The organism is Mycobacterium sp. DL440, assembly GCF_011745145.1.
In the GTDB taxonomy this organism is placed as follows: Bacteria; Actinomycetota; Actinomycetes; order Mycobacteriales; family Mycobacteriaceae; genus Mycobacterium.
Window position 1 is genome coordinate 4,146,553 of sequence record NZ_CP050191.1, and the last position, 23,537, is coordinate 4,170,089.

Sequence of the window (23,537 nt, forward strand, 5' to 3'; positions counted from 1 at the left end):
GTATACCCACACCCAAGACGCCGGCCCAGTTGACGTGTGAGCATGGCCGAATGGCGTTGAACAGAGTGCTCAGCCCGCTCCTGCGATTGGCCGCGGCCGTGTTGATGCCCGCGGCCGCCATTTTCAGCGGTCCGGCACCGGCGGCATCGGCCGATCCCTGCTCGGACGTCGAGGTGGTTTTCGCCCGCGGCACCGGTGAGCCGCCCGGGATCGGCCGGGTGGGTCAGGCGCTGGTAGACCAACTCGGGCCGCGTATCGCGCCGCGCAGCCTCGGCGTGTACGCGGTGAACTATCCGGCCGGGATCAACTTCTTGACCACCGCCGACGGAGCGAATGACGCTGCCGGCCACATCGCCTGGCTGGCCGACCAATGCCCGGGCACCCAGGTGGTGCTCGGTGGATTCTCACAAGGCGCGGCGGCAGTTTCGATGTTGGCGGGCGTACCGCCGATCGGTGACCGGATCGGCACGATCGGCTCGGCTCCGGCGCTGCCGCCGAACAGCGCTGACCGGGTCTCCGCCGTGGCGGTCTTCGGTAATCCCGGCAACCGGTTCGGCACCCCGCTGTCGGGCACCGGCCAATTCGCCGGCCGGACCATCGACCTGTGCAGCCCCGGTGATCCCATCTGCGTGCTGGGTGGACGCCTCCGCGCCGCGCACAGCGCATACGAACTTCCGCCATATCCCGATCAGGCAGCGGGGTTTATCGCCGGACGGCTCTAGCCCAAGCCACCTACGATGGAGCCATGAGCCGCGCCCTGGTCATCGGCGAGGCCTTGATCGACATCGTCGAGCGAGGTCACGAGCGAGCATCCGGTACAGCGCGGGGTGACCGCACGGAATATGTCGGCGGCAGCCCCCTCAATGTCGCGGTCGGTCTCGGCCGGCTGGGCCGCGGCGTCGACTTCCTCACCCACATTGCCGACGACGACCGCGGCAAGCGCATCGTCGACTACGTGGAAAACTCTGGGGTTCAACTGGTTTCGGGCAGCACCAGCGCCACCCGGACACCGACCGCAATGGCGACCCTGGACGCCGCAGGATCGGCGCACTATCAGTTCGATATCGACTGGCAGCTTTCCGGCACGCCCGAGGTGGCGACCCCGCTGCTGCTCCACACCGGCTCGATTGCCACCGTGCTGGAACCGGGATGTCGCGCCGCCGCCTCCCTGCTGGATGCCTACCGGATGTCGGCGACCATCAGCTTCGATCCGAATATCCGGCCGGACGTGATCCGAGACGACGACATCGCTCGCGGGCGCATCGACCGGCTCATCGAGCGCGCCGACATCGTCAAGGCCTCCGAGGACGACCTGCGCTGGCTGGACCCCCGGCACTCCCCCGAGCAGATCGCGCGGGCGTGGCTGGAGGCCGGCCCGTCCATCGTCACGGTGACGTCGGGTGAGCGTGGTGCGTTCGCGGTATGCCGGGCCGGTTTGGTGTCGGTCCCGGCCCGGTCGGTCCAGGTGGTGGACACCGTCGGGGCCGGCGACGCCTTCATGACGGGCCTGCTCGACGCGGTGTGGTCATTGGGCCTGCTCGGCGCGGACCGCCGCCGTGACCTGTCCCGGATCGACACTGAGACTCTCGAAGGTGTCCTGAGGTCCGCTGTGCTGTCGGCGGCGTTGACGGTGGCTCGGTCCGGCGCCGATCTGCCGGATCGGGCGGCACGAGACGCCGCAGCACAGTCCTGAGTGCCCTCGTGAAAGGCATCTGACGCGGCGCACCGACCCGGTGGTTCTTCGCACCCGCGGCCATATCAAGCCATACTGGGCAAATGCGATCCATCTGGAAGGGTTCGATCGCCTTCGGCCTGGTGAACGTGCCGGTCAAGGTCTACAGCGCCACCGAGGACCACGACATCAAGTTCCACCAGGTCCATGCCAAGGACAACGGGCGCATCCGCTACAAGCGGGTCTGCGAAGTGTGTGGCGAGGTCGTCGAGTTCCGAGACATCAACAAGGCATTCGAATCCGACGACGGGCAGATGGTGGTGATCACCGACGAGGACATCTCCACGCTGCCCGAAGAACGCAGCCGCGAGATCGAAGTCGTCGAGTTCATCCCGGCCGACCAGCTCGACCCGTTGATGTACGACAAGAGCTATTTCCTGGAGCCCGATTCCAAGTCGTCCAAGTCCTACGTGCTGCTGGCCAAGACGCTCGCAGAAACCGAACGCGTAGCCATCGTGCACTTCTCACTGCGCAACAAGACGCGGCTGGCGGCCCTGCGGGTCAAAGATTTCAGCAAGCGCAACGTCATGGTGATCCATACCCTGCTGTGGCCCGACGAGATCCGCGATCCCGACTTCCCCGTGCTGGACAAGGAAGTCGAGATCAAACCGGCCGAGTTGAAGATGGCCGGGCAGGTGGTCGAGTCGATGACCGACGACTTCAAGCCCGATCGGTTCCGCGACGACTATCAGGAGCAACTGCACGAGCTGGTCCAGGCCAAACTCGAAGGCGGAGAAGCTTTCTCAGTCGAAGAGCAGCCGACCGATCTCGACGAGACCGAGGATGTGTCCGATCTGCTGGCCAAACTCGAGGCCAGTGTGAAGGCCCGCGGTGGCGCCGCCAAGGAGCCGGCCAAAAAGGCGCCCGCAAAGAAGGCGGCCAAGAAAGCGCCGGCCAAGAAAGCCACCAAGAAGGCTGCCGCCAAGAAATAGCTCAGCGCCGGCAGTCCAGATCCACGTACACCGTGGTGTACTGCAGATTCTGTCCCGGGTTGAACGACGTGATGCTTGCCGCTCCGGCCGGCACCTGCGGGCCGGTGACCGAGCGGCCCTGGCGCACTGCGCTCACCGTGCAGTCGTCGATCGCTTTGGTGCCGACCTTGCTCAAGATCACCCGGAAGCCCTGACTTTGGAGGTCACTGATGGTTTGGCTCGCCGTCGACTCGGTGGGTGCGGCGGCAGCCGGCCCGGCCAAGGCCGCCCCCAGCCCACACAGCCCGGCACCGGCGACACACAAAACTTTCAAGTTCCGTTTCACTGGGTTCAGCCCATCCTTCCGATTCCGTTCAAGTGGGCTAAACCTAAAACGCCGAATTCCGTTGTCCGACACACTCATACCGAACGCATACGGGTTAATCCGCAGCGAATACTGCCGAAACACGGCGTTAACATCGACCCGCTCGAAGCGTCGCTAAACGCTCATATCGACGCGCAAGGCCTCGTGTTCGTCCAGAATCCGCCGCAGTGCCGCATCCATGGGATGGGCGGATTCGAGATCATGGCTGCACCGACGATCGACCGCGACCACCGAGCCCAAGCTCAGCGGGGTGTGCTCGATCTGGTCGACGAACGCATCGAACATCGTATGTGGAGTGGCCAGGTAGTACAGCCCATGACGGGCGTCGGCGAAGCGGGCGCCGTACATCAGGCCGCACTGGGTGATCACGAACAGTTCCGACGCCGGGTGCACGTGGCCGGGGTGACCCAACTCCTGCTCCCCCCACACCTCTGCCGCCAGGCGGGCCTGAGCCAACCGGTCCTGCAGGTCATCGGTGCAGGCGAGAAGGCGGTGGATGAGCGTGCCCGCCGTCGACGGGTACTCATCGATCGCGGGTTTGAAGTACCGCGCGAAAACATCGCCGAAGAAGTCGTATCGCTGCTGGGTCATTGCCGCTCCCCACCTTGAACTGACCCCTCAATTGTGCGCCCCTCACCACGGCCGTGAAGCGGCTTTGGGCGACGCGCCTGCGACACTCGCGAGAGGCACAAGACAACTAGAACGTGTTTCAGAAACACCTCACATGCGCTCGCTCACCCTGCTAGCGTGGCGCCGAGCAAGCGAACGGAGCGCACGTGATTCTGGACAGATTCCGACTGGACGACAAGGTTGCGATTGTCACCGGAGCCGGCCGTGGATTGGGCGCAGCCACCGCCCTGGCATTCGCGGAAGCCGGTGCGGACGTGGTCATCGCGGCCCGTACCCAGTCCCAGCTCGACGAGGTTGCCGAGCAGATCGCCGCGACGGGGCGGCGGGCCCACGTCGTCGTCGCCGACCTGGCCCACCCCGAGGCCACCGCGGAGCTCGCGGCCGCTGCGGTGGAAGCGTTCGGGAAACTAGACATCGTCGTCAACAACGTCGGCGGCACCATGCCGGCACCCCTGATGAACACCTCCACCAAGGATCTGCGCGACGCCTTCACCTTCAATGTCTCGACTGCGCACGCGCTGACCTGTGCGGCGGTGCCGCTGATGCTCGAGCACTCCGGCGGCGGCAGCATCATCAACATCACCTCGACGGTCGGGCGCCTGGCCGGGCGCGGGTTCGCCGCGTACGGCACCGCGAAGGCCGCCCTCGCGCACTACACCCGGCTGTCCGCACTGGATCTGTGCCCGCGCATCCGGGTCAACGCGATCGCACCCGGCTCGATCCTGACCTCGGCCCTGGACATCGTGGCCTCCAACGACGCACTGCGCGACCCGATGGAAAAGGCCACCCCGCTGCGCCGGCTCGGCGATCCGGCCGACATCGCTGCAGCCGCGGTGTACCTGTCCTCGCCCGCCGGCGGCTATCTGACCGGCAAGGTGCTCGAGGTCGACGGTGGCCTCAACATGCCCAATCTCGACCTGCCCATCCCTGACCTCTGAGGAGAAGCATGACCATTCGTGTAGCGGCGATCGGCACCGGAAACGTCGGCAAGCATGCGCTCAAGCACCTCGTCATCAACCCGGACTACGAACTCACCGGCGTGTGGGTGTCCTCATCGGCCAAGGTCGGCAAGGACGCCGGAGAGCTTGCCGGCCTTGATGTTTCGACGGGTGTCCTGGCGACCGACGACCTCGGCGCGATCCTGGCCGACAAGCCGGACTGCGTGGTCTACACGGCCCTTGCCGACAACCGGCTGCCCGAGGCACTTGAGGACTACCGGCGCATCCTGGCCGCCGGGGTCAACGTGGTGGCCAGCTCCGCGGTGTTTCTCCAGTACCCGTGGGAGGTACTGCCGGCCGAGCTGATCGAGCCCATTGCCGCTGCGGCCGAGGCGGGCGGCGCCAGCATTTTCGTTAATGGCATCGATCCCGGGTTCGCGAATGACCTTCTGCCCCTTGCCCTTGCGGGCACCTGCCAGCAGATCGACCAGATCCGGTGCATGGAGATCGTCGATTACGCCACCTATGACAGCGCGGCGGTGATGTTCGACGTGATGGGCTTCGGCAAGCCGATCGACGAAACCCCGATGCTGCTGCAGCCCGGGGTGCTGACCCTGGCTTGGGGTTCGGTGGTGCGGCAGCTGGCCGCCGGCCTCGGCATCGAACTCGACGAGGTCACCGAGGAACACACCCGGGTGCCGGCGCCCGAGGATTTCGACATCGCCGCCGGGCACATCCCGGCGGCCACCACCGCAGCACTGCGTTTCGAGGTGCGCGGTATGCGCGACGGCAAGGCAGCCGTGGTGTTGGAGCACGTGACGCGGCTGCGCGACGACCTGTGCCCCGAGTGGCCGCAGCCCGCGCAGGAAGGCGGCTCCTACCGAGTCGTGGTGACCGGTGAACCGTCGTACACCCTGGACCTGTGCCTGAGCAGCCCCAACGGTGATCACAACCACGCGGGCCTGGTCGCCACGGCGGCGCGGGTGGTCAATGCGATCCCGGCGGTGGTGGACGCCGAGCCCGGTATCCGGACCACTCTCGATCTCCCGTTGATCACCGGTAAGGGTCTGTACGCTGACCAGCGCTGACAGCGCCGTTCAGACGTAGACTTACTCCATCGATCGGAGTAGGTCATGAGCAACATCGTCCGGTATGTGGCCGCGTTGCTGGCGGTGCCATGTTTGGCGATTCTCATCGCCCCGGACGGCTCGGCCGCACCGAAGTGCAACCACACCGGACCGACCACCACGCAATGCCAAACCAATGGCAGCACCCAGATCGTCACCTCCCCGCCGGCCATGAACAATTACGGTCCCTGGTACGGCGGGGTATTCGGCTTCAGCGGTATCTCCGTCGGTCGGTGACACCCGATTGACCACCCCCGATGTTGGCTTCACCAACAGATTTCGGCTAGCCTAACTTTTCTATTCGCACACCCGGATAGGGAGCTGGCAGTTGTTGGAGGACACCAAGGCGCGCACGACGCCGAGCTGGATGCTGCTCGGGCCGGCATTCGTCGCCGCGATCGCCTACGTCGATCCGGGCAACGTCGCCGCCAACGTCAGTGCGGGCGCGCAGTTCGGCTACCTGCTGGTCTGGGTGATCGTGGTGGCCAATGCCATGGCCGGGCTGGTGCAGTACCTCTCGGCCAAGCTCGGCCTGGTCACGGGCCGCTCGCTCCCCGAGGCGGTTGCCGACCACACCCGCACCCCGACCCGCATCGCGTACTGGATACAGGCCGAGTTGGTCGCCGTTGCAACCGATCTCGCCGAGGTGGTCGGCGGAGCGATCGCCCTGTACCTGCTGTTCGACCTGCCGCTGCTGCTGGGCGGGGTGATCACCGGGGTGGTTTCGCTACTCCTCCTCAGCCTGCAGAACCACCGCGGCCAACGGGTATTCGAGCGGGTGATCACCGGACTGCTGATGATCATCGCGATCGGCTTTCTCACCAGCCTGTTCGTCGAGGCTCCCCCGGCGGCCGAGGTCGCGGCCGGGCTGATCCCCCGGTTCCAGGGCACCGAAAGCCTGCTGCTGGCCACCGCGATGCTCGGTGCCACGGTGATGCCGCACGCGGTCTACCTGCACTCCGGGCTGGCCCGCGACCGCCACGGACACCCCGAACCGGGCGCCCCGCGGCGGCGTCTGCTGCGGGTCACCCGCTACGACGTCGGGCTGGCGATGCTGGTGGCCGGCGCGGTGAACCTGGCGATGCTGCTGGTCGCGGCCATCAACCTGCAGGGACGCGACAACACCGACTCCATCGAAGGCGCTTACGCCGCGGTCCGCGACGCCCTGGGCCCGACGGTTGCCCTGCTGTTCGCCATCGGACTGCTGGCGTCGGGCCTGGCGTCCACCTCCGTCGGTGCGTATGCGGGCGCGATGATCATGCAGGGACTGCTTCGTCGCTCCTACCCGCTGCTACTGCGCCGGGTGGTCACCCTGATCCCGGCCCTGGCCATCCTGGCCATCGGCGTCGACCCCAGCCGGGCCCTGGTCCTCTCACAGGTCGTGCTCTCGTTCGGCATTCCCCTGGCGCTGATCCCGCTGGTGCGGTTGACCAGCAACGCAACGCTGATGGGCGACGACGTCAACCACCGGCTCACCACGACGCTCGGCTGGGGTGTGGCCGGATTGATCAGTGTGCTCAACGTGATGCTGATCTATCTGACCCTCACGGGCTGAACGCTTGACCCGTACTTCGCCTACGGCTCGCGTTTCTGGGCGCTGGGCGAGTTAGTCACTGGTCACGGCAGACGCCAATTCGATTATCACATCCGCGATTTCACCCCGGCTTCGCCAGGCGCGACGCTGCCGGACCGCGCCGTTGCCCTCGGCGACGACGCGGGCGAGTTCGGCACCCACCATCTCGTAGTCGTCCAGCGCCACCAAGGCCGGCCGCACGGTCTCGACGAATCGGCCGAGCAGATCCACTGCCGGGATCGTCGACTGATCCCCCAGTAGATCGATGCCGTCGCCGTTCAGGCCGTCGTGAGCGGCCTTCCAATGAGCTGCCCGGATTTGGTAATCCGCCAGGCGCCCCATCGACTCGCCTTCGTCGTGCGCGCGCAGCGCCGTCATCACCCCGGCACGAATCAGCGTGGCGAGCAACACCGTCTCGGCCACCGTCGCCGGTACATCGCAGACCCTCACCTCCACGGTCGGGAAGCTCGCCGACGGCCGGACATCCCAATAGATCATGCCGTCGTCGAGCGCAGCACCGGCCTGCTCCAGCAAGTCGACGGCGGCGTCGTACTCTGCCACCGAGTCGAAATGTGGCGGAGGCCCCGAACTGGGCCACCGCGACCACAGCACGCTACGGAAGCTGGCGTAGCCGCTGTCGGCGTTGCGGTAGATGGCCGAGTTGGCGGTCAGCGCCAACAGCACATGCAGCCACGGCCGCAGCCAGTTGCTGACGTGAATCGCGGCGTCCCGGTCCGGCACCGCGACATGGACGTGGCACCCGCAGATGCCCTGTTCGTGGGCGATCATGCCGAATCTGTGCCCGATCCTGCGGTAGCGCGCGGTCGGTGTCACCGGGAATTTGCGCGGCACGGTCGGTGGCAGGCCGACAGCCAACAACTGCGCCCCATTCGCCAAGGCGGCCTCGGTGGCGACTCGGCGCAACCTGGTCAACTCGGCGCGCAGCGCCCTGCTGGTGTCCATCACGTCCGTGGTGGTCTCGACCTGGCAGCTGGTCAGCTCCAGTTGCAGGTCGACCCCGTGCTCGGCGGCGCAGGCAGCGACCTGCTTGTTACGGGCGATCGGTTCGCCGCGCTGCGGGTCGACGAGCAGGAACTCCTCCTCTACGCCCACCGTCGGAAGACTTGCCACGGCTCAGAATTGCCCGCCGTAGACGACCCCAAACCTGCAGCCGCCGTGCCTAAGATCGGGTGATGCCCAACGATTTCCGCTTTGGCGTCAGCCTGCGCGTCGCCGAGTCCCAATCGCAGATCGCCGACGAGGCCCGGCGTGCCGAAGACCTCGGCTTCGACGTGCTCAATGTTCCCGACCATCTCGGTGCGCCCGCCCCCGTCTCTTATACCCCTCTGTCGCTGCCGACGAAGAGGATAGCGGAGATCTCGAGCACGCTGCGCGTCGGGACGTTCGTGCTCAATGCCGGGTTCTACAAACCGGCGCTGCTGGCGCGCGACGCCACCGCTCTGCGGGATCTTTCCGGCGGCCGGTTCGACCTCGGGCTCGGTGCCGGCTACGTGCGCGAGGAGTTCGAGGCCGCCGAACTCCCGTTCCCCAGTGCGCGCGACCGTATCGGCTATCTGCGCCACACCACCGAGTACCTGCGCGAGCATGCGCCTGACATCCCGATCCTCATCGCGGGCAACGGCGACCGACTGCTGACAGTGGCCGCGCAGACTGCCGACATCATCGGCCTCACCGGTGGCGATCAGGTCGACGGGGATCCGTTGGCTGACCGAATCTCCTTCCTGCGCAACGCCGCCGGCGACCGATTCGACCAGCTGGAGCTCAACATCGCGGTCACTGCAATGCCCGCTCCTGGCAGCGAGATGCCCATCCTCAACGTCCCCCGCCATTTCCTGCCGGGGCTCAGCGACGAGGAACTCCTGCGCCACCCCGGGGTGCTGTCCGGTTCGGTCAGCGCGATGGCCGACCGTATTCGCGGCCTGCGCGAGAAGTACGGGATCACCTACATCATCGTGCAGATCGCCCATGCCGAGGCGTTCGGGAAGGTGATCGCCGAACTCCGATAGTCAACGCCCTACTCGACGCCATCGGGCTGGAGCGTCCGGCCTGAGTTCTCGCGCTGCGGCGGAGCCGGATCCGGAATCCGCCGCTTCAGACGCGCGCTGCGCAGTATCTGCATCGCCATGTTGGTCGAGGTGAGCATCGGGAAGACGCCGAGAAAGGTTCGCTCCGACGGGGTGTGCCCGTGCAGCTGTTCGAGGCTGCCGAAGACATAGAAGCATCCGATGCAGAACAGCGTGGCGGGAACCGCGAGCGCCAGGATGCTGCCGCGATCGGCGAGGATCTGCCGGGCGAGGGCCAGTTCGTCATCGGTAAGTGCTTCGCGTTTGCGGACCTTGCGCAAGGTGGCCGGCAGGGTCCCGATGGCGAGCTTCGACGTGACGTGCGGGTGGCCCCTCATCCGCCTTGTGAAGACGAAAGCGACGACGGCGAACACCCAGATCAGTGCGAAGAAGATGATCGACAGGACGCCGTACAGAGTCGATGTCGTCATGTCACACCTCCGCCCGCTGCTGTTGCGGCACCTGGGGCCGCTGCCTGAGCGGTCGCTGGCGGATGAACGTGGGCCACCAGAACCACGGGCCGAGGAAGCGCAACAAACACGGCACCACGAACGAGCGGACGATCAGGGTGTCGAGCAGCAGACCGATACACACCGTCGAACCCACCTGGCCGATGGTGCGCAGATCGCTGATCAGCATGGCCAGCATGGTGAACGCGAACACCAGACCCGCGGAGGTCACCACGCCACCGGTGCTCCCGAGTGCGCGGATCAGCCCGGTGTTCAACCCCGCACCGGACTCCTCCTTGACCCGGGAGATCAGCAGCAGGTTGTAGTCGGAGCCGACCGCAACCAGGATGATGAAGGTCAGCGGCAGTACCAGCCAGTGCAGGTGCAGTCCGATCAGGTGCTGCCACACCAGGATTGACAGTCCGAAGGCGCCGGCATACGAGAATGCCACCGTGCCGGGAATCACCATGGCCGCCACCAGGCTCCGGGTCAGATACAGCATGATCAGGAAGATCAACACGAAAGCGGCGATCGCCACGATCAGCAGGTCGGACGCCGCATAGGCCTTGATGTCCTTGTTGTTCGACCCCGCGCCGCCGATGTAGATCTTGGAGCCGGCCAGCGAGGTTTCCTTGAGGGCCGCCTGGATCGCGTCCGGGAACTGTTCGACGTGGTCGATTCCTTCGGGGCCCATGGCATTGCCCTCGTGGGTGACGATGAACCGGGCGGCCTTGCCGTCCGGCGACATCATCAGTTGCATGCCGGTCTTGACATCCTCGTTGTCGAACGCCTCCCTGGGGATGTAGAAGAAGTCGTCGCTGCGGGATTTGTCGAAGTCGTTGCCCACGTTGATCAGGTCGTAGTACGTCTGGTCGGTCTGGGTGGACTGCAGATGCGCCGGACCGTAGTTGTTGGTGATGACACCCAGCAGCGCGCGGGTATCGGCCATCATCCGCTCCAGCTGCGAGATCATCTGCGGCAATAGCTTGTCGATGGCCTCGAAGGACGTGACGGCATTGGCGATTTGGGTGTCGAGGCTGTCGATACCGTCGAGCGAGTCGAACAACGAGCGCATCGCCCAACACGCCGGGATGTCGAAACAGTGTGGTTCCCAGTAGAAGTAGCTCTTCAACGGCCGCAGGAAGTCGTCGAGGTTGGAGATTCCCGCGTTCATGTCGTCGGTCACCTGTTTGAGGTTTTCCAACGTCAGGACCGTGGAATGTAGTTCGTCGGCCATCTGCTGGGTCAGCCCGATCACCTTCTGCAGAACCTCGACCGAACGCGCCTGGATCTCGGCCTGCTTGTCGGTGTTCTCGTTCTGCTGCTCGGTGAACGGCAACTGCTGTCCGCTTCCGCTGCCCTGGGTGGTGAACAGGTAGGGAATCGTGGCGTGCTCCAGCGGCCTGCCCAAGGGCCGGGTGATGCTCTGCACCATGGCGACGCCGGGGAGCCGGATGAGACTTTTCGCGACGCGATCGAGCGAGATGAAATCGGCCGAGTTACGCATGTCGTGGTCGCTCTCGACCATCAGCATCTCGCTGAACAGCTTGCTCTGCGAGAAGTGCCGATCCGAGGCCTCGAAGCCGAGATTGGCTGCGCCGTCGGCAGGTTGGTAGGCGCGGTCGTCATAGCTCACCTGGAAGGTGGGGACGAATACCGCTCCGATCATCACGACGGCGGTACTTGCGACGAAGACGGGTTTCGGCCAACGCACCACGCTCGTCGCGATCCGCCGGTACAGATGGCCCTTGGTCATTCGCTTCGGGTCGAACAGCCCGAAGAGACTGCCCAATGTCAGCAGCGCGGGCGCGAGCGTCAGGGCAGCGGCGATGGTGAACAGCATGCTGATGGCCACCGCTGGACCCATGGTGTGGAAGTAGTCGAGCCGGGCCAGACTCAGGCAGTAACACGCGCCGGCGATCGTCAGTCCGGAGCCGATGATGATGGGGGCGACGCTGCGGTACGCGGTGAAGAACGCATCCTCGCGGCTCTCGCCGTCCTGTCTGGCCTCCCGATAACGCCCCATCAGAAAGATGCCGTAGTCGGTTCCGGCCCCCAGTGTCAGTGCGACGACGATGTTCACTGCGAACGACGACAGCGGGATGACGCCGAAGTGCCCGAGTGTCGCGATGACGCCCTTCGCGACAAGCATTTCGATCAGCACGCTGACGAGCGGCACCAGCACGTTGGCCAGCGACCGGTAGACCACCAGCAGCATGATCACGATCAGGACGATCGTCAGGATCGTGATGTTGTTCAGGCTGGAGTTGGCGATGGTGAGGGTGTCCGATGCCAGTGGCGCGGCGCCGCTGACGTAGACCTTGAGGCCCGGTGGTGGGGTGTCGTTGGCGATGATGTCCCGCACCGCGTTCACCGACTCGTTGGCCTGGAGCTGCCCGATGTTCCCGGCGAGCCGCAACAGCACGAAAGTCGCCTTGCCATCGACACTTTGGGCTCCGGCCGCGGTGATCGGCTTGCCCCACAGGTCCATCACGTACTGCACGTGCTCGGGGTCCTGCTTGAGCCGGTTCATCAGGTCGTCGTAGTACCGGTGGTCACCGTCGTCGAGCGGGCGGTCGGCCTCGAACACCAGCATGGTGAGGCTGGTGGATGTGGACTCCTGGAACTTCTCCCCGATACGCAGCATCGCGACCTGCGACGGCGCATAGCTCGGGATCATGGATCCCGCGAGTTGCTCGGCCACCCGCTCGACCTGCGGAATGAACGTATTGGTGGTGACCGCCAGAAGCGCCCAGAACACGATGATCGGCACCGCCAGGATGCGCACGGACCGCGCGACGAAGGGTCTGTTGGCGCGATGTGTGCTCATGCGGACTTCACCCGGCAGGTGACATCGGCTTCGGCATGGGTGGACGATTGTTCGTCGCGCACAACGCCGTTGACCAGCATCCGGCACCCGACTTCGCCACCGTTGACTTGCACGGAGATGCTGCCGGACACCACGGTCAGGGTCGTCGTCTCAGTGTGCGTCCAGGGCAGCTCGGTGACATCGACCTTGTGCGGGTGCCCGTCGATGTCGACGTAGCTCAGCATCCCGCCGTCACCGACGGAGCCGAACACCTCGTAGGTGAGTTGTTTCGGGGTGAACTGCTCGGGTGCCTGCGCGGCAAGGACGGTGGGCACGGGTCCGGGTTCGGACATCTGGTGCACCTTCCAGACACCCAGTGCGCCGACGCCGACCGCGATGACGGTGACGACCGGGAGCCATCCCTTCTGCACAAGCCTTCGACTTCGCGGTTCCCCGATCATGACTGACAGATATATCGCATATGGGATGCACTTCTCAAGCCGCCAGTTGGCGCTTGCCGCACACTCACAGCAAGCTGACAGCTTGATCCTGAGCGACGGAGGAATGACTGAAGGTCGGCGTTAGAGCGGGAATCGAGACCACCTGATCGTTGACATTGACATCGCGCGATGTCCGCACCGGGAGTAGCCAGCCTGCCGACTTTCTGCGAATTACTTCCTATTGCTGATATAACTGAGCCGTGGGCAGCGCATCCTTCGACAGCAGCGTGGAAGCCATCTCGTCGATGCTCGTGTCGAGCGCGGATCTGATGTGGCGGCATCTCGCTGATCGCAAAGGGCTGAGCGCGAGTGCGACGCTGGTCATGGTCCGCCTCAACCGCGAGGGGCCGATGCGGGTCACCGCGCTCGCCGAAGCGGAGGGCGCGAGTCAGTCGGGCATGACGCAACTGGTCCAGCGTCTGGAACAGCAAGGGCTGCTGGAGCGCTGCAGCGACCCCGATGACGGGCGCGCTTGTCTGGTCAAGGTCAGCGAGGGCGGTCGGCGTCTGTGGGAGGAGCGGGCCGTCCTGCGCAAGCAGCGGATAACCGAACTGTTGGCCGGTTTGCCGGATGACGACCAGGCGGCGTTGTGGCTCGCCGCTCAGGTCGCGGGACGACTGGTCGACCAGATGCGCGAGATCGCCGACACCCGAGCAAGCACCGATGGATAGCGTGGCCCGGGAAACGCTCATGCGTCGACCGTCACACGGCCACCAGGCACCACGAACCCCGGAAAACCCGTAGTCCTTGTCCACGCCGGTGTTACGTTGACGCCATTGCCCCTGAGGAGGCGGACGACATGTCCATGGAAGGCTCAGCAACCGTACGCATGTCCGCGCCGGCGGACCGCATCTGGAATCTCATCGCCGACGTGCGCAATACCGGGAAGTTCTCGCCGGAGGTGATGGAAGCCGAATGGCTCGGCGGTGCCACCGGCCCCGCCCTGGGCGCGCGGTTCCGCGGGCACGTCAAGCGGAACGAGATCGGGCCCGTCTATTGGACGACCTGCGAGGTGACCGCCTGCGATCCCGGGCGTGAGTTCGGCTTCGCCGTCTTGTTGGGCGACCGAGCGGTCAACAACTGGCACTACCGGCTGGAACCGGCCGGCTCCGAGACCGCTGTCACCGAATCCTTCCGGATGACGCCGGGAGCGTTCACCACCGTGTTCTCGATGCTCGGCGGACAGCTCCGCACACGCCGGAACATCCGCGACATGCGCAAGACTCTCGAACGGATCAAGGCTGTCGTGGAGACCGGCGAGCAATAGCCGAATACAGCACCTTCCTGTGAATCCCTGTGCCACAGCTATGCGTTGATGAGAATTCCGGCGCGATGGCGGCGTCCGCGGTGGGAATAAATAGAATTTAGCTGCACTTAGCAGTTGTGGTAAGCATTAAGTACCGGGCAGCACAACTGAGCTCCGGGACATCTGGATCCGCGCGGTCGGGAGCGGCGCGATCACGGCCATCGGCCGTAGTTGAGGAGTTCGACATGACGATCCTCGGGCCCCGACTGGTCCCCGAGAATGTTGTGGAGTATGCCGAGCCTGTGCCGAGGTGGCGAAGGTTCGTGCCCCGTTCTCGCCGAGGCAAGGCCACCGTCGCCGCCGCCATGGCCGGCGTGCTGGTGGTGGGCCTACTCGGCGCGGCGTACGAGACCTCACCCGGTGGTTCTCTGTGGGGCGTCACGCGGACGGTGTTTCCGGGACACGCCCAAGACGTCGCCTTGACCGCTGTCGTAGCTGACCTGAAGAAGGCTCAGGACATTCTCGGTAGCGGGCAGCAACCCACCGCCGATCAGCTGACCGACGCCCGCACCGCGCTCAATCAAGCCAAGCAGGACCTTGACTACCTGTCGCCGTCACCTGAGCGAACCAGTATGCAGAATCTCTATCTTCAACTGACACAACAACTTCTGCAATACACACCCGATTCAGTGCAACGGCTCGCGCCGTTGCCCGCCCCGCCTCCGGCGCCACCGGCCGGCGACCCGCAACCGGACGCTGTGGCACTGACCAGCGCGACAGCGCCGACGTGGGGATATGGTGCGCCCGACGACTATGTCCCAGCACCGCCCGGCGTTCCGGATTCCCCGATGGCCGATTGGCCGCAGCCAATTGATCCGCCGTTGACGCCCAACCTCACAAACCTGGGTTACTACGACCCGTCCTGGGGCCAGCTCTACGGCTACGACACCGGCAATTGGTACAACTACGACCTCAGTGGCTACAACCGGTACGGGTACGACTTCATCGGCTTCGACCGGTGGGGATATGACCGCTGGGGCTACGACCGGTGGGGATACGACCGCTGGGGTTACAACTGGGCAGGTTACAACTGGTCGGGCTACGACCGCCGCGGCTGGGACCGCAACGGCTGCAACGAATGGGGCCAACACCGCGACCGCCCTTGGGAGGGCCGCAACCAGGGCTGGTACGACCGCCACCATCCGTACCAGCAGTACTACGAGTGGAAGTTCCAGAACCACAACCCGGTGTATCGCCGCGCGCACTGGGACCGGGCCCACGGATTCAACCCGCACCTCTACCAGAACTGGAACATGAACCGGGACTGGCACAATCCGCGCAACCGCGATTGGGCGCCGCCGGCCGTCGCGGCGAGCACCGCCGTCAACATCCACATCACGTCCCCAGTCGTGAGCCTGAATGCCTCACTGACACAGTTCATCTCCAATGACAGGGCGACACGTACCTCCGGTCCCCTGATGAAAGACCTCGCGGACAAGTCCGCACGTACCTTCGCCAGGGACCTCACCCACCCCACCCCTCGGACCAATCCCCTCATCGGGTGGCAGCCGCCGTCGACGCTGGGGCAGCGACCCGATACACCCAAGGAGCGCCACCAAACATCGTCTGCGCCACAGGCGTTAACGGCACCACCGGAATTGGCGGCACCAGCACCAGCTGCGCCGCCGTCGAAGGTGTCGCCCGGGTTTACCGCACCCAAGCTGTCGCCGGTGCCTGCCTATACGCCGCCGACGATCGACAAAGCGCGCGGAAAGCCGGGGACTGCACCGGCGCCGGAAGCAGGCCCGGATCCTTTCCCGGGGTTACCGGCGACGCCCCCGCACGCTGACCGGCCGAACCCGGCCGCAGCGTCACCGGACCAACCGGAACCGGCAAGCCCACCCAACCCTGCACACGATCGTCCCGACGAGGTCCCGGCGCCGCGCCAGACCGCTCCCGATCCGCAGGCGCCGGCGTCAGACGCGCCCGCAGCCCCAGAGACACCGAGACAACAGGAGCCTCCGCAGCGGCGAAATGCACCGGAAGAGCCTCCGGCGCAGCGCGATCCTGCCCCCAAGGTCCAGGTCCCCGAGGCCGAAGCGCCGGCCCCCAAGACCCAGGCCCCCGAGCCACAGGCGCCGGTGTGGCAGGAACCCCCGCCCGCGCCCAAACGCGAGGCCCCGGCTCCCAAGGAGACCCCGGCTCCGAAGTACCAGGCCCCCGAGCGCCAGGCCCCCGTCTGGCAGGAACCGGCTCAGCAAGCCCCTCCGCAAGAGGCTCCTGCACGGCAACAGCCTCGTTGGGAGGCGCCCGCCCGACAACAGCCCTCTCGGGAGGCGCCCGCCCGACAGGAACGGCCGACACGCGAGGCCCCGGCCCCGCGGCAAGCTCCTCAGCCACGTTCGGAGCCCGCGTCACCGAAGGGCCCGAAGTGTCCACCGCCGATGTGTTCGGGTCACGGATAACAACGTGACGGCGGCCCCCAGCGGTCACCGGCCGTGAAGAAACGCGATGACTGCCTGGACCCGCCGATGGTCATCTCTGGTCTCGGGGATCCCGAGCTTGGTCATGATGCTGTGCACATGCTTCTCGATGGTGCCTTCCGCCAGGAACAGCCGGCGTGCGATGCCGGTGTTCGAGCGGCCTTCGGCCATCAGTCTGAGCACCTCGTGCTCCCGCGCACTGAGAGCGGCAAGCGGATCGTCATTCTGTCGCACCGACACCAATGCATGGGCGACTGCGGGGCCGATGATGCACGCGCCCTTGGCGATGCGTTTGAGGATGTCGACGAAATCCTCGATGTCAGCTACCCGACTGTTGAGCAAATAGCTGATCCCGCCGCCGCCGGACAGCGCGTCGATCGCGTGTTGAACTTCAACGTGAGCGCACAGCACCAGCACACCCGTCCCCGGGAACTCGGTACGGATCAACCGAGCCGCCTCGTATTCCTCTGGGTGATCAGCCGGTATCGGGATGCTGATCACCACGAGCTCAGGCGCGGTGGCCCGCACCAGCGGTAGTAGCTGGGTTACCCCGCCCGCCGTCGCCACGACGTGGAAACCCCAATGTGAGAGAAGGCACGCCAAGCCCTCGCGGAACAGTACGTCATGCCCCGCCACGATCACCCGGTCCGCGGCGGCTGCCACGGGGCCCGCCAAGTCGGGTCGGCTATCGGTCGGATCCGTCATCGCTCCCCTCCACTCAAACCGCTCAGCGCTTGTCGTCGGGTCAGGAAATACCCGGTACGGGCCTATTTTCCTCCTCGCCGTCTGATCTTTGTCTCCTGGTTCCCGGTTGGCGGGGTATCGGGGATATCGGCCGGTCGGCCATCGAGACTCCTCCGGGGCGCCATACCGGCTGTCCGGGTGCCATTTGGGGGCCAGCACCAGTTACATCGCGTCGCGTCGCGGGAACTCTGGAGTAGAGAGTGAGATCAGCAACCGAAGGAGCGTGGACTCGTGAACAGGACGTCCAGACGATCGATGACGAGGTCAAAGTCAGTTGCTGTGATATCAGTGTTGGCGGGCGCCGCCGCGGCGGCGGCCATTGCCGTGGCACCAAATGCCGTGTCAGCCCCTACGGCCACCTGCAGGAATAGTGGCGGTTCGGTGGTGTGCCAGAGTCCCGGCAACGCGCAGGTGTACTCAGAGCCGCCGACTACCAGCCCAGGAATGGGTATTGGCGCCAACGGGCCGTACGGGCCATGGGGCAATGTGCCACCGCTGAGGTAGCACCAGATCAACGATTATCCAACTGACGCGATTGCAGAGCCAATCTTGTTGTTAAACAGTGTTATTGGGCGGCTTAGAGGTCGCGTTCAGGAGGTCGGGGATATGGCAGCCGGTAACCAGCTGGAGACACTGTTGGATCGTCACCAGCCCCCTAGTGTTCGGCACGAACGCATCGACCAACGACGGTTCGGCGGCGGCATACCCCAAGTGCCGGCCCGGTTCCCGTCGATACGGCTCGGCAGCCGCTGGGTCAGTGCCTTGTGGTTGCTGCCCATTGGGGGGCTCACGCTGATCATCGTCATCGCGGTGGCCCAACAACTCCGCCAGTACAACTGGATACAGGACTTCATCGCACGCTATCCGGGCACATCATCGAGCTTTGCGTCGCCGGTGCACAACGGATTCCCCGCCTGGCTGCGCTGGCAACACTTCTTCAACATCATGTTCATGATGTTCATCCTCCGATCGGGATTACAGATCCTGGCCGACCATCCACGGCTGTATCTGAACTCGGGCTGTCGGCCGGGCAGTGAGTGGATGCGGATGCGCGCTGAAGTACCCAAAGACCGGATGGACAAGAGCGACCCGCCGCAGGTGTGGACTTCCAAGGACGATGCGGTGGCTCTGCCGAAATGGCTGGGAATACCGGGTTTTCGTCATTCTATCGGCCTGGCCCGCTGGTGGCATCTCAGCTTCGACCTGCTCTGGCTGCTCAACGGTGCAGCGTTCTATGTGCTGCTGTTCAGCACCGGGCAATGGCACCGCATAGTCCCCCGGTCGTGGGATGTCTTTCCCAACGCGCTGTCCACCGCAGTGCAATACGCCTCGCTACAGTTCCCGGACAACCTGGGTTTCACCCTGTACAACGGCCTGCAAGTGTTGGCGTACTTCATCACGGTTTTCATCGCCGCACCACTGGCATTCGCGACCGGCCTGCTGCAGGCACCAGCGGTCGCCGCCCGATTCGGCACCGGACGCGGGCCGCTCAACCGCCAGGTCGCCCGCACCGTGCACTTCGGAGTCTGGTTGTGGATGGTGACCTTCATCGTCGCCCACGTCACCATGGTGATGACCACCGGTGCGGTGGAAAACCTCAACCACATGACGCTGGGCACCGACACCCATTCATATTGGGCTCTGGCGATATTCGGCCTGGCAGCCGCGGTCGTCATCACGCTGTGGCTGGCCGCCTCGCCGCTGACAATTCGGTATCCCCGGCTGGTGCAGAACACCGGACGGCTCATCGTCGGGTGGGCCAAAGCCTGGATGGAACGCGCCCACCCCCGCGCTTCGTACACGGACAAGAACATCTCGCCCTACTTGTGGGCCAACGGCACCCTGCCCGACTCCGAGCACTACCGCAGATTGCAGCGCGGAGCCTGGTCGCAGTACACGCTGCCCATCAAGGGCTTGGTGGCCACCCCGATCGAGTTGTCCTACCGAGGATTGCTGACACTGCCCAAACACGAACAGATCACCGGGCACTACTGCATTCAGGGCTGGTCGGGGGTGGCCAAGTGGGGCGGGGTCCGGATGGCCGACATCCTGACGATGGTGCAGCCGCTGCCCGAGGCGCGATGGGTGGTGTTCTACTCGTTCGCCGACGGTGCCGAACCCGGCCATGGGCGCTACTACGACTGTCACCGCATCGAACACATGCGTGAGCCGATGGCGTTGCTGGCCTACGAGATGAACGGCGAACGGCTCAGCGAGACCCACGGTGCGCCACTGCGCCTGCGCAACGAGCTGGAACTCGGCTTCAAACAAGTCAAATGGATCGAGGCCATCGAATTCGTTGCCGATTTTCGCGACGTCGGATGGGGCTGCGGCGGGTACAACGAGGACCACGAGTACTACGGCTACCGCATGCCGATCTAATTGGCCGCCAAGGTGTCAGCGGTTATAGGCGACGGTGAATGCCGCGGCCCCGGCCAGCAGCTGGTCACGTTCGCGGCCGCTCATCTGCTCGATGACCGCATCAAAGCGCGCCACGCGCTGGGCGACCAGTTCATCGAGGATGGCCTGGCCGGCGTCAGCAAGTTCGAGCTGGGTGGCGCGTCGATTGTGTGGAGCAACTCTGCGCGTGATGAAGCCGGCCTCGGCCAGCCGGTCGCTGAGCCGGCTGGCCGTCGACGGCGGCAAGGCAAGGTCGGCGCCGAGTTCGGTCACCAGGCACGGACCCAGACGTTGCAACGATTGCAGAGCGCGCAGTGTGGCCGGCCCGACACGCTTTTCCATGTCCTCGAGCACCGCCACAGTCAGCGACAACAGTCCGCGGGTGGCCAGCTCCAGGTCAGCAGCGTAGGCAGTCGGCGTCGGCGGTTCCTGTGAGGCGGGAAGCGTGGCGGCCATGGTCATCAAGTTACGCCCATTGTGGGAGACATGCGGTAGTCCACGTCTGCACGTTTGGATGTTCTCCCGTTTGGCTATCCACCGGTAGGACGGCCTCAGCGTTGTCTTTCGACGTATCAGGGCCGCGAATTCGGCAGGCAGGCAATGCATGTGGCGCGAGACAACAAGGATAGGGCGCGGCCATGACCGCTGAGCTCGGGCAGCCTCGGGTGCTGCGCGACTACGCCCTGTTGGCAGACGGCCAGCGTGGGGCCTTGATCGGGCCCTACGGCGATATCAGCTGGCTGTGTGCGCCCGCCTGGGATGACGACGCCGTGTTTGCCACCCTCATCGGTGGCCGCGGCATGTACGCCATCACCCCGGTTGGCCGGCATGTATCGGGCGGGCACTACGAGGATCGCAGCCTGATGTGGCGTTCCCGCTGGGTGACCACCGACGGGATCATTGAATGCCGCGAGGCGCTGGCCTGCCCACCCGATCGACATCGGGTCATATTGCTGCGGCGCCTGATCGCGGTCCGCGGCGACGCCCACGTGAGGTTCATATTCGCCCCAGCGGCCGGATTCGGACGCCACGGGATGAAGCATCTGACGCGTGACGACGACGGTTGCTGGCACGGCTGGACCGGGGGGCTGCGGGTGCGTGTACGGGGCGTGGCGCTGGCCGACTGCGCACGCGAGCCCAGCGGCATCGCCTCCTTGCGCACCGAACTCGAGGTGGCGCAGGGATCCTTCCGCGACGTCGTTGTCGAGCTGTCCGACGCCGCGCCGGCGGCCTGCCTTCCCGAGGCCGACACCTTATGGCGAGACACTGAAACATTCTGGCGCAACGCGGTTCCCAAGGACGACAGTGGTGTCGCAGCGGGTGAGGCCGCGCATTGCCGGGCCGTACTGCGCGGCTTGACCTCGAGCGGCGGGGGCATGGTGGCCGCGGCCACGATGAGCCTGCCCGAGCGTGACGAGACCAGCCGCAACTACGACTACCGCTACGTCTGGATCCGCGATCAGTGCTACGCGGGACAAGCCGTCGCCGTCGACGCGCCCCACCCCCTCCTCGACGACGCCGTGCACTTCGTGGGCGAGCGCCTGCTCGCTGACGGACCCGACCTCAAACCCGCCTACACCATCACCGGGGCCGCAGTGCCGCAGGAACGTTCGCTGCGACTGCCGGGGTATCCCGGCGGCACCGACATCGTCGGCAACCACGCCCACAGCCAATTCCAGCTGGACACTTTCGGTGAAGCACTGTTGCTCTTGGCCACCGCCGCCCGCCACGACCATCTCGACAGCCAGGGCTACCAGGCCGCCACCATCGCCTACGACGCGATCGCGGCACGGTGGCACGAACCGGATGCGGGCATCTGGGAACTCGACAACCAACCGTGGACGCACTCGCGGTTGACCTGTGTGGCCGGCTTGCGCGCGATGGCCCCCCACCTCCCCGCCACCGCCGCTGCCGACTTCGCCGCGCTCGCCGAAACGGTGCTGTGCGACACCGCCGGCACCAGTACGCACCCCAGCGGTCGGTGGCAACGCAGCGCGACCGACCCACGCGTGGATGCTGCCCTGCTGATTCCGGCGATCCGCGGAGCAGTTCCTGCCGCTGACCCGCGCACCGCCGCCACCTTGCACGCCGTGACCACCGAACTCGAACACGAAAACGCCGGCTACATCTACCGTTTCCGCCACGACGAACGGCCCCTGGATCAGGCCGAAGGCGCATTTTTGCTGTGCGGGCTGTGGACCGCACTGGCGTGCCACCGACAGGGCGACGCTGTGGCGGCCATGCGCTACTTCGAACGCACCCGGGCGGCCTGCGGACCGCCGGGACTGTTCGGCGAAGAGTACGACGTCCTGGAGCGGCAACTGCGCGGCAACCTGCCGCAGGCTTTCGTCCATGCCCTGCTCATCGAGACTTCACGGCGATTGGCCGACCCCATTGCGGGTACACCTCGCGAAACAGGAGACACGCGCCGTCACCCGACCCACCCCCGGAAGGAGACGTCATGAGCGCCACGGCACGCACGGTGGTGATCACCGGCGCCAGCGCCGGTATCGGGCGCGCTGCCGCCCGCGAATTCGGGGCACGCGGTGACCGGGTCGCCCTGTTGGCCCGCGGCGCCGCGGGGTTGGCCGCAGCCGCCGACGACGTGCAGGAGGCGGGCGGAACAGCGGTCTGCATTCCCACCGACGTCGCCGACTACCAACAGGTCGACGCCGCGGCGACGCACACCGAGAACGTGTTCGGACCGATCGATGTCTGGGTGAATGTGGCGTTCACGTCCGTGTTCGCCCCGTTCACCGAGATCGCCGCGGACGAGTACCGGCGGGTCACCGAGGTCAGCTACCTCGGGTTCGTCCACGGCACGATGGCTGCCCTGGCCCGGATGCGCCCGCGGGGCAGAGGAACCATCGTCCAGGTCGGGTCTGCACTGGGAGAACGTGCGATTCCGCTGCAGTCGGCCTACTGCGGAGCCAAACACGCCATCAACGGTTTCACCGAGTCAGTACGTACCGAACTTCTGCACGACCACAGTGGCGTCCACATCACCATGGTGCAGATGCCCGCGCTGAACACCCCACAGTTCTCCTGGGTGCGGTCACGGCTACCGCGCCACCCGCAGCCGGTGCCGCCCATCTATCAACCTGAGATCGCCGCCCGTGCAATCAGTTTCGCCGCCGATCACCCCCGCCGCAAGCAGTATCTGGTCGGTGCGAGCACGGTGGCCACCATCCTCGGACAGCGGGTGATGCCGGCGGTGTTGGATCGCTACCTGGCCCGCACCGGCTACCAGTCCCAGCAGACCGGGCAACCCGTCGCACCCGGACGTCCCGACAACCTGTTCGTCCCTCTCGATGACCAACCTGGCACCGACCACGGCGCGCACGGCGCCTTCGATGACCGGGCCCACCGCCACTGCGTTCAACAGTGGCTCGCCGCGCGCCGGCGGTCGCTGGCGATCACCGCAACCGGGGTCGTCCTCAGCGGCGCCGGTGCCCTGTGGGCACAGCGACATCGCTGAAAGCGCGCCCGCCACGGCACCCGAACCTGCATCAGTCCAACAGCGGAA

Annotated in this window: 22 protein-coding genes; 14 read left to right on the forward strand and 8 right to left on the reverse strand. The window is 65.7% G+C overall.

Translation table 11 applies throughout. From position 1 onward, the window contains the following. The first annotated feature begins 104 nt into the window (after positions 1-104). From HBE63_RS20200 to HBE63_RS20210, 3 genes are all read left to right on the forward strand, one after another. Entirely contained in the window at positions 105-722 is a 618-nt protein-coding gene (locus HBE63_RS20200; protein WP_166910003.1) for a cutinase family protein, read from the forward strand. A 23-nt stretch (positions 723-745) separates the two neighbouring features. Next, on the forward strand, positions 746-1,693 hold the full coding sequence (locus tag HBE63_RS20205; RefSeq protein ID WP_166906336.1) for a carbohydrate kinase: 948 nt from the start codon (positions 746-748) through the stop codon (positions 1,691-1,693). An 83-nt stretch (positions 1,694-1,776) separates the two neighbouring features. Next, a complete protein-coding gene (locus tag HBE63_RS20210; RefSeq protein WP_166906337.1) occupies positions 1,777-2,664 on the forward strand; it encodes a Ku protein in 888 nt (295 codons plus the stop codon). Between the two features lies 1 nt (position 2,665). Here the strand turns inward: HBE63_RS20210 and HBE63_RS20215 are convergent, their stop codons facing one another. Then, positions 2,666-2,989 (reverse strand): hypothetical protein, encoded by a 324-nt coding sequence (locus tag HBE63_RS20215; RefSeq protein ID WP_243858186.1) that lies wholly within the window; start codon positions 2,987-2,989, stop codon positions 2,666-2,668. A gap of 153 nt (positions 2,990-3,142) precedes the next feature. Next, positions 3,143-3,619, reverse strand: a complete 477-nt coding sequence (locus HBE63_RS20220; RefSeq protein ID WP_166906338.1) for a glucose-6-phosphate dehydrogenase — start codon at positions 3,617-3,619, stop codon at positions 3,143-3,145. 185 nt (positions 3,620-3,804) lie between these two features. Between HBE63_RS20220 and HBE63_RS20225 the strand changes: the two genes are divergently transcribed. From HBE63_RS20225 to HBE63_RS20240, 4 genes are all read left to right on the forward strand, one after another. After that, on the forward strand, positions 3,805-4,596 hold the full coding sequence (locus HBE63_RS20225; protein ID WP_166906339.1) for an SDR family oxidoreductase: 792 nt from the start codon (positions 3,805-3,807) through the stop codon (positions 4,594-4,596). 8 nt (positions 4,597-4,604) lie between these two features. Beyond that, entirely contained in the window at positions 4,605-5,684 is a 1,080-nt protein-coding gene (locus HBE63_RS20230) for a diacylglycerol kinase (protein ID WP_166906340.1), read from the forward strand. Between the two features lie 45 nt (positions 5,685-5,729). Continuing rightward, complete coding sequence (locus HBE63_RS20235) at positions 5,730-5,960, forward strand: hypothetical protein (protein ID WP_166906341.1); 231 nt, start codon at positions 5,730-5,732, stop codon at positions 5,958-5,960. 130 nt (positions 5,961-6,090) lie between these two features. After that, positions 6,091-7,278 (forward strand): Nramp family divalent metal transporter, encoded by a 1,188-nt coding sequence (locus tag HBE63_RS20240; protein WP_243858759.1) that lies wholly within the window; start codon positions 6,091-6,093, stop codon positions 7,276-7,278. Positions 7,279-7,329: 51 nt separating this feature from the next. On the opposite strand, the gene HBE63_RS20245 is transcribed toward HBE63_RS20240, so the two are convergent. Further along, the gene (locus HBE63_RS20245) at positions 7,330-8,427 is read right to left on the reverse strand and encodes a glutamate--cysteine ligase (protein WP_166906343.1); all 1,098 of its coding nucleotides are present in this window, start codon (positions 8,425-8,427) and stop codon (positions 7,330-7,332) included. Between the two features lie 62 nt (positions 8,428-8,489). Here HBE63_RS20245 and HBE63_RS20250 point away from each other — a divergent pair, with 62 nt between their 5' ends. Then, on the forward strand, positions 8,490-9,323 hold the full coding sequence (locus tag HBE63_RS20250) for an LLM class F420-dependent oxidoreductase (protein WP_166906344.1): 834 nt from the start codon (positions 8,490-8,492) through the stop codon (positions 9,321-9,323). A gap of 8 nt (positions 9,324-9,331) precedes the next feature. Here HBE63_RS20250 and HBE63_RS20255 read toward each other — a convergent pair whose 3' ends face one another. The 3 genes from HBE63_RS20255 to HBE63_RS20265 are packed head-to-tail and all read right to left on the reverse strand — an operon-like array spanning position 9,332 to position 13,099. After that, positions 9,332-9,811: a hypothetical protein gene (locus HBE63_RS20255; protein WP_166906345.1), complete on the reverse strand. Its 480-nt coding sequence runs from the start codon at positions 9,809-9,811 to the stop codon at positions 9,332-9,334. 1 nt (position 9,812) lies between these two features. Next, positions 9,813-12,659: an RND family transporter gene (locus HBE63_RS20260; RefSeq protein ID WP_166906346.1), complete on the reverse strand. Its 2,847-nt coding sequence runs from the start codon at positions 12,657-12,659 to the stop codon at positions 9,813-9,815. After that, positions 12,656-13,099, reverse strand: a complete 444-nt coding sequence (locus tag HBE63_RS20265; protein WP_208301173.1) for an MmpS family transport accessory protein — start codon at positions 13,097-13,099, stop codon at positions 12,656-12,658. The genes HBE63_RS20260 and HBE63_RS20265 overlap by 4 nt, the downstream gene beginning before the upstream one ends. A gap of 239 nt (positions 13,100-13,338) precedes the next feature. On the opposite strand from HBE63_RS20265, the gene HBE63_RS20270 reads away from it, so the two are divergent. The 3 genes from HBE63_RS20270 to HBE63_RS20280 all read left to right on the forward strand — a co-directional run bounded on the left by HBE63_RS20270 (position 13,339) and on the right by HBE63_RS20280 (position 16,849). Beyond that, on the forward strand, positions 13,339-13,809 hold the full coding sequence (locus HBE63_RS20270) for a MarR family winged helix-turn-helix transcriptional regulator (RefSeq protein ID WP_243858187.1): 471 nt from the start codon (positions 13,339-13,341) through the stop codon (positions 13,807-13,809). A gap of 134 nt (positions 13,810-13,943) precedes the next feature. Beyond that, entirely contained in the window at positions 13,944-14,405 is a 462-nt protein-coding gene (locus tag HBE63_RS20275) for an SRPBCC family protein (RefSeq protein WP_166910010.1), read from the forward strand. Between the two features lie 302 nt (positions 14,406-14,707). Then, positions 14,708-16,849, forward strand: coding sequence for an FIVAR domain-containing protein (locus HBE63_RS20280; RefSeq protein WP_166906347.1), 2,142 nt, complete (start codon positions 14,708-14,710; stop codon positions 16,847-16,849). 24 nt (positions 16,850-16,873) lie between these two features. Here HBE63_RS20280 and HBE63_RS20285 read toward each other — a convergent pair whose 3' ends face one another. Continuing rightward, complete coding sequence (locus HBE63_RS20285) at positions 16,874-17,572, reverse strand: response regulator transcription factor (RefSeq protein ID WP_166906348.1); 699 nt, start codon at positions 17,570-17,572, stop codon at positions 16,874-16,876. 645 nt (positions 17,573-18,217) lie between these two features. Here HBE63_RS20285 and HBE63_RS20290 point away from each other — a divergent pair. Further along, entirely contained in the window at positions 18,218-19,993 is a 1,776-nt protein-coding gene (locus tag HBE63_RS20290; RefSeq protein WP_166906349.1) for a molybdopterin-dependent oxidoreductase, read from the forward strand. Between the two features lie 15 nt (positions 19,994-20,008). On the opposite strand, the gene HBE63_RS20295 is transcribed toward HBE63_RS20290, so the two are convergent. Next, a complete protein-coding gene (locus tag HBE63_RS20295; RefSeq protein ID WP_166906350.1) occupies positions 20,009-20,467 on the reverse strand; it encodes a MarR family winged helix-turn-helix transcriptional regulator in 459 nt (152 codons plus the stop codon). A gap of 182 nt (positions 20,468-20,649) precedes the next feature. Here HBE63_RS20295 and HBE63_RS20300 point away from each other — a divergent pair, with 182 nt between their 5' ends. Both HBE63_RS20300 and HBE63_RS20305 read left to right on the forward strand, forming a co-directional pair. Continuing rightward, positions 20,650-22,476 (forward strand): glycoside hydrolase family 15 protein, encoded by a 1,827-nt coding sequence (locus HBE63_RS20300; RefSeq protein WP_166906351.1) that lies wholly within the window; start codon positions 20,650-20,652, stop codon positions 22,474-22,476. Further along, complete coding sequence (locus HBE63_RS20305) at positions 22,473-23,489, forward strand: SDR family oxidoreductase (protein ID WP_166906352.1); 1,017 nt, start codon at positions 22,473-22,475, stop codon at positions 23,487-23,489. The genes HBE63_RS20300 and HBE63_RS20305 overlap by 4 nt, the downstream gene beginning before the upstream one ends. Positions 23,490-23,537 lie beyond the last annotated feature (48 nt).

Coding starts and splice junctions, on each gene's coding strand:
- HBE63_RS20200 (WP_166910003.1), top strand. CDS start 105: ATGCCCGCGGCCGCCATTTTCAGCGGTCCGGCACCGGCGGCATCGGCC.
- HBE63_RS20205 (WP_166906336.1), top strand. CDS start 746: ATGAGCCGCGCCCTGGTCATCGGCGAGGCCTTGATCGACATCGTCGAG.
- HBE63_RS20210 (WP_166906337.1), top strand. CDS start 1,777: ATGCGATCCATCTGGAAGGGTTCGATCGCCTTCGGCCTGGTGAACGTG.
- HBE63_RS20220 (WP_166906338.1), bottom strand. CDS start 3,619: ATGACCCAGCAGCGATACGACTTCTTCGGCGATGTTTTCGCGCGGTAC.
- HBE63_RS20230 (WP_166906340.1), top strand. CDS start 4,605: ATGACCATTCGTGTAGCGGCGATCGGCACCGGAAACGTCGGCAAGCAT.
- HBE63_RS20235 (WP_166906341.1), top strand. CDS start 5,730: ATGAGCAACATCGTCCGGTATGTGGCCGCGTTGCTGGCGGTGCCATGT.
- HBE63_RS20240 (WP_243858759.1), top strand. CDS start 6,091: ATGCTGCTCGGGCCGGCATTCGTCGCCGCGATCGCCTACGTCGATCCG.
- HBE63_RS20250 (WP_166906344.1), top strand. CDS start 8,490: ATGCCCAACGATTTCCGCTTTGGCGTCAGCCTGCGCGTCGCCGAGTCC.
- HBE63_RS20255 (WP_166906345.1), bottom strand. CDS start 9,811: ATGACGACATCGACTCTGTACGGCGTCCTGTCGATCATCTTCTTCGCA.
- HBE63_RS20260 (WP_166906346.1), bottom strand. CDS start 12,659: ATGAGCACACATCGCGCCAACAGACCCTTCGTCGCGCGGTCCGTGCGC.
- HBE63_RS20265 (WP_208301173.1), bottom strand. CDS start 13,099: ATGATCGGGGAACCGCGAAGTCGAAGGCTTGTGCAGAAGGGATGGCTC.
- HBE63_RS20275 (WP_166910010.1), top strand. CDS start 13,944: ATGGAAGGCTCAGCAACCGTACGCATGTCCGCGCCGGCGGACCGCATC.
- HBE63_RS20285 (WP_166906348.1), bottom strand. CDS start 17,572: ATGACGGATCCGACCGATAGCCGACCCGACTTGGCGGGCCCCGTGGCA.
- HBE63_RS20290 (WP_166906349.1), top strand. CDS start 18,218: ATGGCAGCCGGTAACCAGCTGGAGACACTGTTGGATCGTCACCAGCCC.
- HBE63_RS20295 (WP_166906350.1), bottom strand. CDS start 20,467: ATGGCCGCCACGCTTCCCGCCTCACAGGAACCGCCGACGCCGACTGCC.
- HBE63_RS20300 (WP_166906351.1), top strand. CDS start 20,650: ATGACCGCTGAGCTCGGGCAGCCTCGGGTGCTGCGCGACTACGCCCTG.
- HBE63_RS20305 (WP_166906352.1), top strand. CDS start 22,473: ATGAGCGCCACGGCACGCACGGTGGTGATCACCGGCGCCAGCGCCGGT.